This is a genomic window from Bifidobacterium aemilianum (assembly GCF_003315635.1).
GTDB lineage: Bacteria > Actinomycetota > Actinomycetes > Actinomycetales > Bifidobacteriaceae > Bifidobacterium > Bifidobacterium aemilianum.
Map to the genome: position 1 here is coordinate 355,162 of NZ_PDCG01000001.1, position 16,386 is coordinate 371,547.

Here is a 16,386-nt window from a genome sequence, read left to right on the forward strand (position 1 = left end):
GCCCAGCTTGGCCAGTACCCGCAGCCCGTTCAATTCGGCTTGGGTCGGCTGCCCCTTGCTCTGCCGGTCGAAATAGGGGGGTTGGAGATGTAGGTTGATTCGGGGTTCCACGCGAAGGTCTGGGACTCGGTGACCTCCAACCCGTCCAACTCCTTGCGGCCGTCATAGATGTTGCGGTAGGCCTGCCTATAGGTGTCGGAGCTGACACAGCGGCGCATGTATTCGTCGATCTTTTAGCTGCTGGTCCAGATGTCACGCAGGTAGACCAGCTGGCCGGCCTGGTCATGGCCCAGGGGCTGGGTCTGCAGGTCGACCCGCATGTTGCCTACCAGGGCATAGGCCACGACCAGGAAGGGTGAGGCCAGGTAGTTGCCGGTGATCAGCGGGTGGATTCTGCTTTCAAAGTTGCGGTTGCCACTCAGGAAGGCCACTGTGGGAATGCCGCTAGCCCCTATGGCCTCCTCGATGGCCGGGTGCAGGGTCCGTAGTTGCCGATGCAGGTGGCACAACCATAGACCAGGACATTGAACCCCAGTCTGTCCAGGTAGGGCATGAGCTCGGTGTCGGTCAGGTAGCTGGTCACGGCTTGGGAGCCGGGCGCGAAGGAGGTCTTGATCTTGCCTGAGATGGTCAAGCCCCCGCTCCACGGCCCGCTTGGCCAGCAGCCCGGCGCTGATGAGCGCGGTGGGATTGCAGGTGTTGATGCAGCCGGTCAGGGCGGCGATCAGTATGTCTCCGGCCTTGATGGTCTCCTGCTGGCAGCCGATCTCGACCGGCACCGATAGGCCCAGGGCCTCCGGCTTCATGCCGAAGCCTTGGTTGCCCAGGGGACCGGGACCTCCCGGTCGAAGGTCTGGCTCATGTTCTGGAGGCGGATGAGGCCCTGGGGGCTTTGGGGGCCGGCCAGGCTGGTCATCACCGAGAACAGGTCGAAGTCGATCACCTGGCTGTAGGCCAGATGGTCGGCGGACCCAGCCTCGAAGCACAGGCGTTGGCTGCCATATAGGCCTGAGCCCGGTCGATGATCTCCTGCGGACGGCCGGTCAGTTCCATGTATCTGACGGTCTTCTGGTCGAAGGGTGAGAAGCCGCAGGTCGAGCCGTATTCAGGCGCCATGTTGGGCCAGGTTCGGCCTGTCGGCCAACCTCAGGCTTGGTAGCCGGGGTCGAAGCATTCGACGAACTTGCCCACCAGCTGCTGCCGGCGCAGGTTAGTGATGGCCAAGGCCAGGGCCAGGTCCGTGGTCACCACGGCGGAGGATAGCTTGCCGGTGAGCCTGACTCCGATGACCTCGGGGATGGAGAAGACGGATTGGGCGCCCAGCATGCAGGCCTCGGCCTCCAGGCTGCCAACACCCCAGTCCATCACGGCCAGGCCACGATCATGGTGGTGTGTGAGTCGGTGCCGAATACTGTGCCGGGGTAGAGCATACCGGTCTTGGGGTCAAGCTGGACCACCGGTGAGAGGTGCTCGATGTTGATCTGGTGTATGATGCCGGCGTCGGGAGGGATGGCTCGGAAGTTGTCGAAGGACTTGTGGGCCAATTTAAGCAGTTTGTAGCGCTCCGCATTGCGCCCATACACCCGCTTGATGTTGTAGGCCATGGCGCCGGGGTTGCCGGCCTGGTCGATCTGCACGGAATAGTCGACCACCAGGTCCACGGGAATCTCAGGGTTGACCTTGCTAGGGTCTATGCCCATACACCTGGCGGCATCCCGCATGGAGGCCAGGCCGACCACGCAGGGAACTTCCGTACAGTCCTGCAGAATGACCCTGGCCGGGTAGAAGTCCATGGGCTCCCCGATGTGCCCCTGCCAATCCAGCAGCCTAAGCACGTTCTGGTCGCCCAAATCGCCCTTGGCCCTGCGGACCACATTCTCGAGCAGGACCCTGATGGTGTAGGGCAGGGTTGGCAGGTCAAGTCCGGCCCGCTCGCATACAGCTGGCAGGTCCACATAACTGTGCCGCCCCAGTTTCCCGATCCACTGCGCTTCACCTATGAGATTCTCCCCTTCAGCCGACGTCTTGCCATCTGCCAGTCAGCATGGGGCGAATTTGTTTCATGTCAAGGCGGCTTGCATGTATGGGAAGTAACGAATGGAGCAATTGCCTGTAACATACCGGGGAATCTTAGCCCTCAGGCCCTTCGATGAGCCCGCGACGACATAGCCAGAAGCGACATGAACGTCCAGATATTGAGACAAGGGATAGACAGCAGCCCCATGCCCATGGCAGCACAGGTCACTGCCCTTGCGACCGCCTCATGTGCGGTTTCGCAACTGACTCTGGAAACACAAGCGCCGGCCCCTATCTCTGGAAGCCGGCGGCTGAGTGCTATGACGAGAGCCGGTCAGGGCCTGTCAGTTGTGCTTAGAAACCGAAACTGGCAGCGGTCTGCCGCAAGGTATCGGCCGAACGCTTGAGGGCGGCCAGCTCCTTGTCGGAAACGGGGGTGTTGACCTGGGAGTTGACACCGGTCTGGTTCAGGAGCGTGGGCACCGACATGCAGACGTCGGAGATGCCATAGAAGTCCTCCAGGAGGGAGGAGACGGGCAGAATCCGGTTGCTGTCGCGCAGGATGGCCTCGATGATGTCCGCCGAGGACATGGCGATGGCGTAGTTGGTGGAACCCTTGCCGTTGATGATCCGGTAGGCCGCATTCTTGACCTCCTGGTGGATCTCCTCGCGCATGGCCCCATCCAGGGGCTGGTGGCCGGGTAGTTCCTTCCAGTCGCACATGGGCACGCCGCCAATGGTGGCCGATGACCAGAGGGCCACTTCGGAATCCCCGTGCTCGCCGGCGATATAGGCGTGCACGTTCTTGACGTTGACCCCGGTCTGCTGGCCGATCAGGTAGCGCAGGCGGGCCGAGTCCAGGTTGGTGCCCGAGCCGAACATCTGGTTGGAGGGCAGCCCGGAAAGCTTCAAGGACACATAGGTGACGATGTCTACGGGATTGGTGACCAGCATGTAGATGGCGTTGGGTGCCACATTGATGACCGAGGGGATGATGGACTTCATCATGTTGATGGTGGCGGCAGCCAGGTCCAGTCGGGTCTGGCCGGGCTTCTGACGAGCGCCGGCGGTGATGACCACCACATCGGCGTTCCTGCAGATCTCCACATCATCGGAGCCGTCGATGGAGACGGTCGGGAAGAAGCTGGAGCCGTGCTGCATATCGAGCACCTCAGCCTCCACCCGTTCCTTGGCGATGTCCTGCAGGACGATTTCTCGAGCCAAGCCTCGTTGTGCAGCCGTGAAGGCCAGCGTCGATCCGACGGCACCAGCTCCGATTATGGCAAGCTTTGTGGGCTTGATTCTTGAATCAACCATCTGTTGGTCCTCTCTGCATTGCTTGCGTGAGCATATAGCCCTTTAACCTCTGGCGGAGTAATCCGTAGGCCTCATCATACTAGCCGACGAGCCGGTCTTCCATGCCGCGATCCAGGCATCAACCGGAACCTAAGCCATGGTAAGGCAGCCAGCCTCCGGCACAAGCGGGCAGGCCAGGAACATCCGTCCATCCACTCTAACAGCCACGGCCCAGGCAATCAAAGCCAGCCTGGCCAGGCGTAAGGAGAAGGACGCAGGGGGCTCAACCGACTGGCCTTTGATCCTCATCAAGGGCGGCATCCATAAGCTGAGAGGCAAGATGGCTGTCGACCTGGGCCTCGAGCTTGACCCCATCGTCCCGGTAGTCCAGGGAGATGAGGTTGCCATATTGGCGGACACGGGAGATGAGACCACCAGTCGTGTAGGGCAGGAGCGCACTGATATGAACGCCGGGGACCGGCAGAAGCCGCTCTATGGCCTGGCGGAGGTCGTCAAGCCCCTTGCCGCTGTATGCGGAGACCTGATGGGCCTCGGGGGCCAGGGCCGCCAGCCGCGCCAGGATGTCCTGGTCGGCCAGGTCCGTCTTGTTGAAGACCAGGAGGCGTGGGATGCTCTGGACCCCGTCTATGTCGGCCAGCACTTGGTTGACGGCGTCGATCTGGGCGAAGGGATCAGGGTAGGAGGCGTCGACCACATGCACGATCAGGTCGGCCTGGGCCACCTCCTCCAGGGTGGATTTGAAGGCTTCGACCAACTGGGTGGGCAGTCGGCGGACGAAGCCGACCGTGTCGACCAAGGCGTAGAGGCGCCCATTCTGAGCCTTGGCCCGGCGCACAGCCGTGTCCAGGGTAGCGAAGAGGGCGTTCTCGACCAGCTCCTTGGAGCCGGTCAGACGGTTGATGAGCGAGGACTTGCCGGCATTGGTGTAGCCGACCACGGCGATGGTGGGCAGACCGTAGCGCTGCCGCGAGCCACGCTTGACCTGGCGGGCCGGCGCCATCTGGGCGATCTGTCGGCGGAGCCTGGCCATGCGCTTGCGGATGACCCGCCGGTCCAGCTCTATCTGGGTCTCACCGGGGCCACGGGAGCCAATGCCGCCGTCGGCGCCGGCCGCCTGACCACCGGCCTGGCGGGAGAGGGAACCTCCCCAGCCACGCAGCCTGGGTAGCATGTATTCCAACTGGGCCAGCTCCACCTGGGCCTTGCCCTCACGGCTGGTGGCATGTTGGGCGAAGATGTCCAAAATGACGGCCGTGCGGTCCACCACCTTGACTTTGGTGGCGTCCTCCAGGGCGCGGCGCTGGCTGGGGGCCAAGTCGTCGTCGACGATGATGGTGTCGGCCTCCTGGGCCTGGACTATGCCGGCCAGCTCCTTGGCCTTGCCTGATCCCACATAGGTGGCCGCATCAGCTTTGGAGCGCTGTTGCAGGAGGCCGTCGCAGACCTTGGCGCCAGCGGTCTGGGCCAGGGCGGCCAGCTCCCGCAGGGACTCCTCGGCCTCCTCCTGGCTGCCGGTGGCCGAGGACCAGACCCCGACCAGAACGACCCGCTCCAGACGGACCTTGCGGTACTCGACCTCGGAGACATCCTCCAGTTCGCCCAAACCGGAGACATGCTTGAGCTGGTTGCGGGACTGCCTCTCCTGCCAGGTCTCATCTGCATCGAAGAAGGACTGGGGATCGCCATCCTGGTCCAGCAACACCTGGGATTGGTTGGTCAGCAGGTCTTCGTGACGGGACTGGTCTTGAGCCCCTTGGGGCTCCTGCGCACCGGCCCAGGAAGCGACGGCGCGGTCATCGGATGGGGATTGGATGGACTCTTGGGTCAATGACACCTCACTAGTTGAACTATGGGTCCTATTATTATGGGTTTGGCAGACAAACAGACCATTCGCAGCAATGGATTCAGGCGAGGGTCGTGGGCCCGGCCGGCGGAGGGCACTCAGCCGGCGAAGAGCCGAACAATGCATGAACTTAAGGAACAGGGCGCAGGTGGGTAGAGGACAGCAGGCACGAGGGCTTGGCGAGCGGTCAGACAGCAGGGCTGGAGGCCCCGGCCAGGGGCGCGGTCAGGCGGCGGTCGGCAACAGCCTAGGCGGGGCATCGAACCCGCAGCAGGGCCTTGGACCCGCAGACAAGCCACCGGTACAGCAGTATTTTTCCGCCCAACCAAGCTCGCCCGATATCCGCCGTGAGCTGAAGGTGACCCTCCAGGGGCACCCGCTCACCGTCCAGGTCTCCTCCGGGGTTTTTTCCGGCAACCGGCTGGACCTGGGTACGTCGGTCCTGCTCAAACATGTTCCCACCCCACCGGCAAACGGTGATTTTATGGACCTGGGTTGCGGCTGGGGTCCCATCGCCCTATCGCTGGGCCTTTCCTCCCCTGAAGCCAGGGTCTGGGCTCTGGATGTCAACGAGCGCGCCTTGGACCTGACCCAGACCAACGCCCGTTCCCATGGACTGAACGGCATCAGGGCCCTGGTGGCCGAGCAGGTGCCAGCCGAACAGACCTTCGACCTGATCTGGTCCAACCCACCCATCCGCATCGGCAAGGAGCCCCTTCACCAGCTGCTGATGGCCTGGCTCCCCCGGCTCAACCCCGGTGGGGCGGCCTACCTGGTGGTGCAGAAGAATCTGGGCGCCGACTCCCTGATCCTCTGGCTGGATCAGACGCTCAGCGAGCGCTTCAGCGTCTCCAAACACGCCTCCTCCAAGGGCTATCGGGTCATCGAGGTGTTGGCCAGGCCATGAAGTTCACCTACCCCAGCGAGCTGCCGGTTTCCGCCTCCCGGCAGGAGATAGCCCAGGCCGTCGAGTCCTCGCAGGTGGTCATCGTCTCTGGCCAGACCGGCTCGGGCAAGACCACCCAGATTCCCAAGATTCTGCTGGAGATGGGCCGTGGCACCAAGGGTCATCAGATTGTGCACACCCAGCCCCGGCGCCTGGCCGCCCGGACCGTGGCCGAACGCATCGCCTCGGAGATGGACGTGAGCCTGGGGGCCGAGATCGGCTACCAGGTCCGTTTCGACGACCGGACCTCCGACCAGACCCGCATGCGGGTGGTGACCGACGGCATCCTGCTGGCCCAGATCCAGCGGGACCCCCAACTGCGCCAGTATGACACCATCGTCATCGACGAGGCCCACGAACGCAGCCTCAACATCGACTTCCTCCTGGGCTACCTGACCTCCCTTCTGCCCCGGCGGCGGGACCTGAAACTGATCATCACCTCGGCCACCATCGACTCGGTCAAGTTCAAGGACCACTTCGAGGAAGCTCTGCACACCAAGGTGCCCGTCATCGAGGTCTCGGGCCGCACCTACCCCGTTCAGGTGGTCTATGAGCCCTTGGGGTCCGGCCCGGCCCTCATGAACCATGTGCCCGGCTTCACCCAGGGGCCCGGATCCGGCGGGGATGATGATGACTCCGATGGGGGCCATGCCTCCTCCATGGATATGTCCAAGGCCGTGGCCCGCGCCTGCGCCGAGCTGGTCATTCACTCCAGCCATGACCATGGGGCCAGGGACATCCTCGTCTTCGCCTCCGGCGAGCGGGACATACGCGAGTTCGAGACGGCCCTGCGCCGTCACTTCGGCCCCCGGGCCTCCGATATGCACCGGCCCGACGCCATCGAGATCGTGCCCCTCTTCGCCAGGCTCTCCTCAAAGGACCAGCACAAGGTCTTCGAGTCCCATGGCCACCAGCGCATCGTCATCGCCACCAATGTGGCCGAGACCTCCCTGACCGTGCCCGGCATCCGCTATGTGGTCGACCCCGGCACCGCCCGCATCTCCCGCTATTCCAAGACCGCCAAGGTCCAGCGCCTGCCCATCGAGCCCATCTCCCAGGCTTCGGCCGACCAGCGGGCCGGTCGCTGCGGCCGTATCGCCGACGGCATCGCCATCCGCCTCTATGCCCGTGATGACTACGAGACCCGCCCTCGCTTCACGGAGCCTGAGATCCTGCGCACCTCCCTGGGGGCCGTGGTCCTGCACATGCTCTCGGTGGGCGTGGCCCACACCATCGAGGACGTGACCGACTTCGGCTTCATCGACCCGCCGGATGTGCGGTCGGTATCCGACGGCGTCAATGAGCTGACCGAGCTCAAGGCCATCAGCCGCAAGCATGGCGAGATGCAGCTGACCGCCACAGGCCGCCAGCTTGCCCGCATCCCCATTGACATCCGCCTGGGCCGTATGATCATCGAGGCCGCCCGGACCACCACGCCCAACACCCTGGCCGCACTCCTGGTGGTCGTGGCCTTCCTCAGCCTCCAGGACCCGCGCGAGCGCCCGGAGGAGAAGCGCGAGGAGGCCGACCGGATCCATAACCGCTACGTGGACCAGTCCAGCGACTTCCTGACCGCGCTGAATCTTTGGGACCATGTCTTCGGCGACGAGGGCCATACCGGCAACGCGGCCCTGCGCAAGGTCTGCAAGGCCGAATACCTGAGCTTCATGAGGCTGCGCCAGTGGCGGGACCTGGTCAAGCAGCTGACCGACATGTGCCATGACTTCAAGTTCAATGTCGGCAGACCCCAGCCCATCTCACAGCCGGATACGAAGATCCTGGCCCTGCCCCTCAACCAGCAGGCAGCCCATAGTCTGTGCTGTTCCTGGGATTCCGAGGGTATCCACCGGTCCATGCTGGCCGGACTCCTCTCACAGATGGGCATGCAGGTGGTCTCCGAGCCCAAGGCCTCGGACTTCAACCACCTTAAGGGAGCCGCCAGGGCCAAAGCCATGAAGCGGGCTCAGAAGATGTCCAAGAACGATTACCGGGGAGCCCGTGGCACCCGCTTCGCCCTCTTCCCGGCCTCAGCCGCCTCCAAGACCACCCCGCCCTGGGTCATGGCCACCGAACTGGTCGAGACCTCGCGGCTCTGGGCCCGCTATGCGGCCGCCATCGACCCGGCCTGGGCCGAACCCCTAGCCGGCCAGCTGACCCGGACCACCTATGCGGAACCCCACTGGTCGGGCTCGCACGGCTCAGCTGTGGCCGAATCCAAGGTGCTGCTCTACGGACTGCCCATAGTGGAGGGCCGCCAGGTCCAGTGGGGCCGGATTCGCCCGCCCGAGGCCCGAGACTTCCTGATCCGCCAGGGCCTGGTGGAGGGCGACGTGCAGCAACGCTTCTCCTACGACGATTTCATCGACCGCAACCGGCGCATTCTTGAGGATGCCGTGGACGACGCCAGCCGCACCAGGCAGCTGACCGATACCGTCACCGACGAGGACCTCTTCGACTTCTACAATGCCGTGATCCCCGCCGAGGTGACCTCAGTGGCCGACCTGGCCAAGTGGCTCAAGACCATCCATTCCCAGCAGCCGAACATCCTGGACTTCGACCCCTCCCAGGTTGAGCGACTCCAGGAATCCCAGTCGGTCAGCCTGGACGACTACCCCGACCACTGGCACACCCTGGGCACCGACGGCCAGGCCTTGGACCTGCGGCTCTCCTATGTCTACGATCCCAAGGACCCCCTGGACGGCGTCAGCGTCCACATACCACTGAAGGCCCTCTCCCGCCTGACCCCCGAGGAGTTCACCTGGACGGTGCCGGGACTCCTGGACGAACTGATCCTGGCCCTGATCAAGTCCCTTCCCAAGGTCCTGCGCGTCCAGTTCGTACCCGCCCCTGATACAGCCAGGAAGATCCGCGAAGCCATCGACGACCTCTACCCCGACCTGCCGGGTTCCGGCGATATGGGCCGGCCCAAGCTGCCACCCGTCGACCAGGAGACCGGCCAGGCCCGCTGGCCCGACCTGGTCCAGGTCTTCACCCAGGTGGCCATCTCCGTGGTCGGCGCCCAGATCCACCCCGGCGTCTTCGACCAGGAGCGGCTGGAATCGCTGGCACCCTACCTGCGCATGACCTTCCTCATCGAGGACACCGTCACCCCCGGCAAGGCCTCCTCCAAGCCCGGGGCCCAGGGCCGTCAGCACAGGGCAGGCAAGCCCCGGGTCAAGCTGATCGGCCAGGGCAAGTCCCTGACCAAGCTCCAGGAGCAGTTCGCCGCCCAAGCCACGGCCTCGGCCCGCAAGCAGGTTGAGGGCCAGGCCAAACAGGCCGCGGCCCAAGGCAAGCTGGTCGAAGAGGCCAACCTGCTCCACAAGGCCGGAGCCAGCAAGGAACCCAGGGCCATACTCCTCTGGCGGGGTGCCCTGGACAAGCTGCGCCTGCCCACGGAGCGCATATCATCACGCTGGCTGAGCAGCGAGGCCCTGATGCTGGCCTCTTCCCCCTACCAGTCCACCAAGGCCCTGGTCGAGGACCTGCAGATGGCCGCCGTCAAGCGGCTCCTGCCCGACATTGACCAGCTCCCCTCGGACCAGGCCTTGGACCAGGCTGTAGCGGGGGTCGAACAGGTCTACGAGGACACGGTCTATGCTGTGGCCCACGACCTCATCGCCATACTCAAGCGCTACGCCCAGGTCGATAAGGCAGTCTCCGGCCCGGCCGACCTGCCCATGCTGTCCGTACTGCAATCCGTCCGCGAGCACATCGCCTCCCTGGTCCACCCTGGGTTCGTGGCCGCCGTACCAGCCAAGGCCCTGCCCTCCATAGACCGCTACCTGCACGCTGATCTTTTGCGCCTGGGGAAGGCCAAAGCCGACAAGGACCGGGACGTACGCTGGGCCTGGCAGGCCGACGAGGCCAAACAGCTTGTTGACAAGGCCTTGGCCAAGGCCGAACGCCAGCCCGCCGGAGCCCGCCGCGAGAAGGCCCAGAAGAAGGCCGACCGGGCCCGCTGGATGCTGGAGGAGTTCTACGTCTCCCTCTGGGCCCAGGAACTCGGCACCACCGAACCCGCCAGCCTCCAACGCATCCGCAAGGCCTTGGACTGAGGGCTCCCCATCGCTGACTCCCTCCAATAGCTAGCCCCCTAAATGTCGCAAAACACACGCTAGCCACACAATGATGCGTAATTTGTTACGTAAACACGCATAAAGTAACAAATTACGCAGAAAAGTGTGTGACGCGCGTGATTTGTTACGTTAGGCATGAAGACAGGTGTGCTGGGTTCCTCCTCGGAGGAGAGGGGTACGATCAATCTGTTCACAGGGGCGTAGATTACAGACCATCGCGTAGAATTGGGGGGATGACGAATTCAGGCGCAGGAGGCAAGAAGACGAAACTGGGCAAGTGGGCGCGGCCCGTATCTACCCTACGTACCATGTGGAAGCGGGCCGGTCGGGGCAGGAAGGTGGCCTTGGTTTCCGGCGGATTGCTGGCATTCATCTGCCTGATGGCTCTGATTATGGGCGTGGTTCGTTTTGCCCAGTGGCGGGTTGAGGTTCACGAGGCCGAGGACCGGCAGAGTCAGCTCACCAGCCAGTATGACTTCAACCCCGGCAAGATCGTTTCCGATGGGCAGTTCTTCAATGCCAATGCCATGAGTCAGGCGGAGATTCAGGCTTTCCTTGACGACAAGGGCAAGGTCTGTACTGCTGGCCACTGCTTGAAGACCGCTAGCTTCGACACACAGACCAAGCCTGCAGACCAGCTGTGCAAGGCCTATCAGGGGGCGAGCGCCGAGTCGGCTGCCGCCGTGATCAACAAGTCCGCCAAGGCCTGCGGCATCAGTCAGAAGGTCCTGCTCGCCATGCTGCAGAAGGAGCAGCACCTGATCTCCGCCAACAATCCCTCGGATTTCCAGTACAAGTCGGCCATGGGCCTCAGCTGCCCGGACGACGCCGCCTGCGACCCAAACTACGCCGGTTTCTTCAACCAGGTTTACGGGGCCGCCAAACGCTACAAGTACTATCAGGCCCACGAGAATGAATACCCCTACCGCACCCGGCAGCTCAACGATATCCGCTACAACCCCAACACCTCCTGCGGTAGCAGCCAGGTCTACATCGAGAACGAAGCCACACGCCTGCTGTACATCTACACCCCCTACCAGCCCAACCAGGCCGCCCTGGCCGCCGGCTACGGGGAGGGCGACTCCTGCTCCGCCTACGGCAACCGCAACTTCGCCCTCATCTACCGCGACTGGTTCGGCAACCCCCGCGCGTAGAGGCCCAGGATGATGCGACCCATGCTGGCCAGGGGAAGGAACATGGCGCCGGCTGGGCCAAGCCAGGTCAGAGCAAGGTCACTCTTGGCCACACAGCCGAACGGGTGTTCCCAGAGCTATGCCGAAGAGCAGGACCCTGGGCCAGGCAGGCTTTGGGCAAGTAAACTGGTCACGCACGATCAAGGGCAGGTAGGCGTAGAAGATGTAGCTGACCGCCGCATCGAAGACCACCACCGGCACACCCATCTCGATGCGCCGGTCGAAGAAAGGCATGAACTGGGCAGGGGAGCCGACCCGCTCTCGAAGGACGACAAGCCGCTGAACTCCTATCAGCGGCCTAACCCATGGAAGGAACGGGCACGGCTAGAGACGGGGCAGGAACTTCTCCAGCTCGTAGGGGGTGACCTGGCGGCGGTACTCCTCCCATTCCTGACGCTTGTTGCGCAGGAAGTACTCGAAGGCGTGCTCGCCCAGGACTCCGGCCACAAAGTCGGACTTCTCCATGATCTTCAGGGCCTCGGAAAGTGAGGAGGGCAGGGGCGGAATGCCCATGGCCTTGCGTTCCTCGTCGGTCAGCTCCCAAACGTCGTCCGAGGTGGGCTCGCCCAGGGTCATCTGCTGCTCTATGCCATCCATACCGGCGGCCAGCAGGACCGAGTAGGCCAGGTAGGGGTTGGCGACCGGGTCCAGGCCACGGAACTCCATCCGGGCCGAGTTGCCCTTGCCGGGTTTATACTGTGGTATGCGCAGAAGGGCGGACCGGTTGTTGTGGCCCCAGCAGATGTAGGACGGGGCCTCAGCGCCGCCCCAGAGGCGCTTGTAGGAGTTCACGAACTGGTCGGTCACGGCGCAGATTTCGGCGGCATGGTGGAGGATGCCGGCGGCGAACTGGCGGGCAATCAGGGACATGTTGAATTCCTGGCCGGCCTCGTAGAAGGCGTTGGCGTCCCCCTCGAAGAGACTGAGGTGGGTGTGCATGCCGGAGCCGGGCTGGTCGGTCAGGGGCTTGGGCATGAAGGAGGCATAGATGCCCTGTTCCAGGGAGATCTCCTTGACCACGGTGCGGAAGGTCATGATGTTGTCGGCGGTGGTCAGGGCGTCGGCGTAGCGCAGGTCGATCTCGTTCTGGCCCGGTCCGCCCTCGTGGTGGGAGTATTCCACCGAGATGCCCATCTGCTCCAGCATGTTGACGCAGGCCCGGCGGAAGTCCAGGCCAGGACTGCGGGGCACCTGGTCGAAGTAGCCACCCTCGTCGATGGGAACCGGAGCCTTGGACCAGTCCTCCTGGGCCTCGAAGAGGTAGAACTCGATCTCCGGGTGGGTATAGAAGGTGAAGCCCTTCTCCTTGGCCTGGGCCAGGACGGTCTTGAGCACATGCCGGGGGTCGCCCAGGGAGGGTTCGCCATCGGGGGTCAGGATGTCGCAGAACATGCGGGCCGTCCCCTGCGAATTGCCCCGCCAGGGCAGCAGCTGGAAGGTCGACGGGTCCGGGTGGACGATCATGTCGTCCTCGGAGACGCGGGTCATGCCCTCGATGGCCGAGCCATCGAAGCCCAGCCCCTCGTCAAAGGCCGATTCCAATTCCGCAGGCGCTATGGCCACGGACTTCAAGGTGCCCAGCACGTCGGTGAACCATAGGCGAATGAAGCGCACGTCCCGCTCCTCGACCGTGCGCAAGGCGAATTCCTGCTGCTTATCCATAGGGTTCATACTTCCATCCGATTATTACGCTCAGTTAACATGGCGGGGCGTTAGTCCAGGGCGACCCGCAGGGCCTCCTCGAGGCTGAAGGCGCGGGCGTAGAGGGACTTGCCCAAAATGACCGAATCGACGCCCAGACCTTCCAATTCCTTGATGGCCCGCAGGTCGTCGAGCTTGGAGATCCCGCCGGATGCCGTGACCTTGGCCTGGGTTCGCTGGGCCACCTGGCGCAGAAGGTCGATGTTGGGACCGGTCATCATGCCGTCCCTGGCCACGTCGGTAACCACGTACCGGGAACAGCCGGCCTGGTCCAGCAGGGCCATGGTCTCGAAGAGGTCTCCCCCCTCCCTGACCCAGCCCCGGGCCGCCAGGGTATGGCCACGCACGTCCAGGCCCACGGCCACCCTGTCCCCGTATTTGCGGATGACCGAAATGGTCCAGTCAGGGTTCTCCAGGGCGGCGGTGCCGATGTTGACCCGTGCCGCTCCGGCCTCAAGGGCGGCCTCCAGGCTCTCATCGTCCCGAATGCCGCCGGACAGTTCGATGTGGACCTGGGAGCCCAGCTCCTCCACGATGCCACGGAGCTGGCCACGGTTGTCTCCAGTGCCGAAGGCGGCGTCCAGGTCGACCAGGTGAATCCAGTCGGCCCCGGCCCTGGCCCAGGTGCGGGCGGCTTCCAGGGGGCTGCCATAGTCGGTCTCGGAGCCGGATTGGCCCTGCCGGAGGCGCACGGCCTTGCCGTCTCGGACATCTACTGCGGGTAGGAGCGTCAGCATTGCTGCCCTTCTTTCCAAACTCCAACTTCCAGTCGGAGATATTGCTGGGTACCGGTCTGATATTGCTTTGATTCTCCCCCATCGAAGCCTGCTAGGCGAGAATTTCCCATCCTGTGGAAGGCCAGGTGACCGTATGCTGAACAGGTCGGGTCCCTGTAGGGCGCAATGGCGCGAACAGGGGCGATCCGGCGCGCCGAAGTCAGAGCTCAGCCACCCAGTTGGCGAGCAGTTGGGAACCCGCCTCGGCCGACTTCTCCGGGTGGAACTGTGTGGCGAAGAGGGACCCGCGCTCGTAGGCCGCCACAAAGCGGGAGCGACCATAGCTGCACCAGCTGACCTGGGCCTCCTGGCCCCCGAAGTCAATGCGCTGGCCGTCCAGTTCAAGGTCCACTGCTTGGGCCTGGCTGGCGGCACAGGAGTGGACGAAGTAGAAACGCTCCGCCTCCAGTCCCTTCAGCAGCCGGGACCCCTCGGCGGTCTGCACCCCATCCCAACCCATGTGGGGGACCACATCGGCGTCCAGGGGCCCCACCTGTCCGCCAATCAGCCCCAGGCCCGCCGCCCGATGGCCGTTCTCCAGGCCCTCCTGGAAGAGTATCTGCAGGCCCACGCAGACACCCAGGACCGGCAGCCCCTGGGCCAAACGCTCGTAGATGACCTGGTCACCACCCACGGTTCTCAGGCCCTCCATGCAGGCGTCGAAGGCACCCAAGCCGGGGACCACCAGACCGTCGGCCTCCAGGGCCTGGTCATGGTCGGAGGTCAGGGTCACGTCCAGACCTAGGCGGTCCAGGGCCCGGGTCATGGAACGAACATTGCCGAACCCGTAATCGAAGACCACGATCTTCTTCACCCGGCCTCTCCTTCCTTTTCTGCGACTATATGTGTCTGCTCGGTATGTATGGGCGCTTCGTCAGTCTGCACTGTATGAAGTGGCACTCTGTGTATCCGCACTCCATGTGTCTGCACTGTGTATGTCTGCACTGCATGGAGTGGCACTGCGTGAAATGACACTGCGTGACATAACACTGTATGAAACGACACTGCGTGCCGGCACTGCCACCTTGGGCACTTGCGGCAGGACCGTCAGTTGGGTTACTCCCCTCCAGGCGGGGCCTGTCAGCCTTACTGAATACTGGGCCCTCCGCGTCCGTACCTGGTGTGTTCGGCGATGACCTGCATGGCCTGGTCCCTGTCCATGCTGGCCGTGTCGATCAGCGTGTAGCCCTCTTGCTTCAGGTCATCGACCGCTCCGATTCCCAGCATCAGATCCTCCAGGAAGGGCGGTGTGAAGCTGAAGAGGACCGGCGGGGCGAAGGTCTGCCCCGGCTCACCGTGCAGGTAGAGGGTGGAGTCGAGCTTGTCGGCCCGGTTGACGGTCAGGACCGCGGCCATGCCGGAGACCACGGTGGTCAGGTCCTTGGCTGCCGCCTCGGGCGAATCGCCGTCCAGGTTATGAAGAAAGGCCACGGCACCCTGGTCACTGCCGACGCATACGGCGGCGATGTCTGACAGCTGGCAGAAGGCCGCCAGGAGCCGGCCTGATGCAAGACGGGTGACCAGGGCAGCGACCTTGGCCTTGTTGCCGATCAGCCCCTGCAGCTCATCGTCAAAACTGCTCTCCGCCAAGCCCAGGGCGGCCAGATCCGCCTCGGTCTGGTCGGCCAGAGCACCAGGATTGTCCTGACCGGCATCAGCCGATGCCGCCGCCCCCTGCTGCCCTGCCGCCGCCGATGATTCAGGCGCTTGGGGAGATTCATCCTCCTGCGAGGACTGAGCAGAGGATGCGGCCAGCTCCTCCTCGAATTGGGAGAGGGCGGCTTCCAGGTCCTCGTCGCTGAAGTGCTCCTGGCCGGCATCATCCGGCTCTTGGGGCTTGTGGTCATCAGCCATTACAGGGCCCCCTTGGTGCTGGGAATCCCCTCGACCCTGGGGTCGATTTCCACAGCGGAGCGCAGGGCCCTGGCCAGGGCCTTGAACTCGGCCTCGGCAATATGGTGGGGGTCGCGGCCGGAGAGCACCCGCATATGGAGACAGAGGTCGGCGTGGAGGGCTATGGATTCCATGACGTGCCGGACCAGGGAACCGGTGAAGTGGCCGCCTATCATGGCGAACTCAAAGCCGTCGGGTTCACCGCCGCAGACCGCGTAGGGACGGCCAGATATGTCGACCACAGCCTGGGCCAGGGCCTCATCCAGGGGCACCATGGCATCGCCGAAGCGGCGTATGCCTTGCTTATCGCCCAGGGCCTGCTTCAGGGCTTGCCCAAAGACGATGCCGACATCCTCCACGGTGTGGTGGACGTCGATGTCGGTGTCGCCGGTGGCCTTGATGTCCAAGTCAATCAGGGAATGCTTGCCCAAGGCGGTCATCATATGGTCGAAAAAGGGTACGGAACTGTCAATATTGGTCCTGCCGCTGCCGTCAAGGTTCATGCTGAGCTCGACCTGTGACTCACTCGTGGTTCGGACAATCCTCGCCGTACGTGCCATCTTCCCATACCTTCCTTGCTGCTGTACGCTTCACCGCCGCATTCAGCCTGATCGGCCCACTA

General features: G+C 63.8%; 14 protein-coding genes and 1 pseudogene. 3 read left to right on the top strand and 12 right to left on the bottom strand.

From position 1 onward, the window contains the following. Positions 1-29 precede the first annotated feature (29 nt). The 6 genes and pseudogenes from CRD60_RS01530 to hflX form a co-directional block, all read right to left on the bottom strand. Positions 30-218: a hypothetical protein gene (locus CRD60_RS01530; RefSeq protein WP_113859532.1), complete on the bottom strand. Its 189-nt coding sequence runs from the start codon at positions 216-218 to the stop codon at positions 30-32. A 15-nt stretch (positions 219-233) separates the two neighbouring features. After that, on the bottom strand, positions 234-806 hold the full coding sequence (locus CRD60_RS09480; protein ID WP_127975611.1) for an aconitase family protein: 573 nt from the start codon (positions 804-806) through the stop codon (positions 234-236). Beyond that, the gene (locus CRD60_RS08755) at positions 803-943 is read right to left on the bottom strand and encodes a hypothetical protein (RefSeq protein WP_161522163.1); all 141 of its coding nucleotides are present in this window, start codon (positions 941-943) and stop codon (positions 803-805) included. The genes CRD60_RS09480 and CRD60_RS08755 overlap by 4 nt, the downstream gene beginning before the upstream one ends. After that, a pseudogene (locus CRD60_RS09380) lies at positions 940-1,793 on the bottom strand (aconitase family protein). The gene CRD60_RS08755 and the pseudogene CRD60_RS09380 overlap by 4 nt, the downstream one beginning before the upstream one ends. A 577-nt stretch (positions 1,794-2,370) precedes the next feature. Next, on the bottom strand, positions 2,371-3,333 hold the full coding sequence (locus CRD60_RS01560) for an L-lactate dehydrogenase (protein ID WP_113859538.1): 963 nt from the start codon (positions 3,331-3,333) through the stop codon (positions 2,371-2,373). Positions 3,334-3,595: 262 nt separating this feature from the next. Then, positions 3,596-5,056, bottom strand: a complete 1,461-nt coding sequence (hflX, locus tag CRD60_RS01565; protein WP_236630778.1) for a GTPase HflX — start codon at positions 5,054-5,056, stop codon at positions 3,596-3,598. A 460-nt stretch (positions 5,057-5,516) separates the two neighbouring features. On the opposite strand from hflX, the gene CRD60_RS01570 reads away from it, so the two are divergent. The 3 genes from CRD60_RS01570 (at position 5,517) to CRD60_RS01580 (ending at position 11,355) form a co-directional block, all read left to right on the top strand. Then, positions 5,517-6,083: a class I SAM-dependent methyltransferase gene (locus CRD60_RS01570; protein WP_236630779.1), complete on the top strand. Its 567-nt coding sequence runs from the start codon at positions 5,517-5,519 to the stop codon at positions 6,081-6,083. Next, positions 6,080-10,180 carry an ATP-dependent RNA helicase HrpA gene (gene hrpA, locus CRD60_RS01575; protein WP_113859541.1) on the top strand — a complete coding sequence of 1,367 codons (4,101 nt, stop codon included), beginning with the start codon at positions 6,080-6,082 and terminating at the stop codon, positions 10,178-10,180. The genes CRD60_RS01570 and hrpA overlap by 4 nt, the downstream gene beginning before the upstream one ends. A gap of 254 nt (positions 10,181-10,434) precedes the next feature. Continuing rightward, positions 10,435-11,355, top strand: coding sequence for a hemagglutinin (locus CRD60_RS01580; protein ID WP_236630760.1), 921 nt, complete (start codon positions 10,435-10,437; stop codon positions 11,353-11,355). A 78-nt stretch (positions 11,356-11,433) separates the two neighbouring features. Here CRD60_RS01580 and CRD60_RS01585 read toward each other — a convergent pair whose 3' ends face one another. From CRD60_RS01585 to hisB, 6 genes are all read right to left on the bottom strand, one after another. Next, a complete protein-coding gene (locus tag CRD60_RS01585) occupies positions 11,434-11,628 on the bottom strand; it encodes a hypothetical protein (RefSeq protein WP_113859542.1) in 195 nt (64 codons plus the stop codon). Between the two features lie 90 nt (positions 11,629-11,718). Next, entirely contained in the window at positions 11,719-13,056 is a 1,338-nt protein-coding gene (gene glnA, locus CRD60_RS01590) for a type I glutamate--ammonia ligase (RefSeq protein WP_113859543.1), read from the bottom strand. Between the two features lie 50 nt (positions 13,057-13,106). Continuing rightward, entirely contained in the window at positions 13,107-13,832 is a 726-nt protein-coding gene (priA, locus tag CRD60_RS01595; RefSeq protein WP_113859544.1) for a bifunctional 1-(5-phosphoribosyl)-5-((5-phosphoribosylamino)methylideneamino)imidazole-4-carboxamide isomerase/phosphoribosylanthranilate isomerase PriA, read from the bottom strand. A gap of 199 nt (positions 13,833-14,031) precedes the next feature. Continuing rightward, entirely contained in the window at positions 14,032-14,685 is a 654-nt protein-coding gene (gene hisH, locus CRD60_RS01600; protein WP_113859545.1) for an imidazole glycerol phosphate synthase subunit HisH, read from the bottom strand. Positions 14,686-14,957: 272 nt separating this feature from the next. Further along, entirely contained in the window at positions 14,958-15,725 is a 768-nt protein-coding gene (locus CRD60_RS01605) for a hypothetical protein (protein WP_113859546.1), read from the bottom strand. Further along, positions 15,725-16,324: an imidazoleglycerol-phosphate dehydratase HisB gene (gene hisB / locus CRD60_RS01610; protein ID WP_113859547.1), complete on the bottom strand. Its 600-nt coding sequence runs from the start codon at positions 16,322-16,324 to the stop codon at positions 15,725-15,727. Before hisB ends, CRD60_RS01605 begins: the two co-directional genes overlap by 1 nt. Positions 16,325-16,386: the final 62 nt, after the last annotated feature.